This is a genomic window from Ligaoa zhengdingensis (assembly GCF_014384885.1).
Taxonomy (GTDB): Bacteria; Bacillota; Clostridia; order Oscillospirales; family Ruminococcaceae; genus Ligaoa; species Ligaoa zhengdingensis.
Genome location: NZ_JACRST010000082.1, coordinates 1 through 1,172 on the forward strand (window position 1 = coordinate 1; position 1,172 = coordinate 1,172).

1 protein-coding gene is annotated in these 1,172 nt (G+C 62.5%); it reads right to left on the reverse strand.

Annotated features, from left to right (window positions below; genetic code table 11):
• Positions 1-1,148 (reverse strand): coiled-coil domain-containing protein (locus H8711_RS13755; protein WP_249283897.1); only part of this gene is annotated, 1,148 nt, incomplete at its 3' end.
• Positions 1,149-1,172: the final 24 nt, after the last annotated feature.

The window sequence follows — 1,172 nt, forward strand, 5'->3', positions numbered from 1 at the left end:
TACACTGCCGCCGCGCTGTAGCCCTTCAGCTCGCCCGCGCCGTTCACTGCGTAATCCTTGCCGCCGATCTCGAAGACCACCGTCACTCCCTTGTTCTTCAGGGCGTCGATCACTGTCGCGGGAACATTCGCTCCCTCATCCAGCTTCGCGTTCACTCTGCCGCCCTTCTCCGTTCCGTTGATCTTCTCGACCACTTCCGCCCAGTAGTCGCTGTCGCTCACCTGGCTCGTGCTGCCGCCCTTCGACGGTTTCACAGGCTTCGGTGCGTCGGCCTCTACCAGCGCGTTCATCGCCGCTCTCAGCAGAACTGCCTGTTCCTCGTACTCCGCTTTCTCCGCGTCGCCGTTCTCCAGAACCTCTTCCGCTGCTTTCAAAGCGGACTCTACTGCGCTCCAGCTCGCCTCGGTGTACGCTTCCGCCTTCAGCGCCTTCGCTTCCGCCACTGCCTGCGCCAGACGAACCTTCGCCATCGCTATGGTCAGCTTCTCGCCCATCGCGTCCACTTCCGCCTGCTCCGCCTCCGGGTCTTCCAGCAGCTCCGCCGCCTCTTCCATCAGGCCCTTCAGCTCCGCCAGCGTCGCTTCCTCGTACTTCTCATCCGCTGTCAGCTCCTCCGCCAGCTTGTACGCCGCCTTCAGGCTGTCCTTCTGCGCCATGAACTTCAGATCGATGATCGCCTGCATCAGCGCTTTCTGCGCCGCTTTCACCTCAGCTTCCTCCGCGGTCTCGTCCGCAGATACCGCTCTCGCCGCTTCCAGCGCCTCGTCCAGCGCCGCCAGCGTGCTGGGCGTGTAGTTCCCGCGGTTCAGCGCTTCCGCCTGCGCAATCAGCTCGTTCAGCATCGCCTTGTCCGCGCTCTCCGCTTCCACGATTCCCGCAAGCGTTTTGATCACCTTTTCAAACATCTCGTTGATGTCCGTCTGCGTCGCCTTCGGGTTCTCCAGAAGCGCCTTCGCCTCGTCGATCACCGCTTGCAGCTCCGCTTCCGATTCCTCCGTCAGGTTGAAATCGGTCAGCGTCTTTTCCGCCAGCTCGATCGACATCTCCAGCAGCTCGGTGTTCAGCTCATACCGCAGCCCGTCTATCGCCGCTTGCAGCTCGTCGCTCGCCGTCTGCACTTCCTCTGCGGTCGCGTCTTTGTCCTCCATCACGCGGTTCGCTTCCTCCAGCGC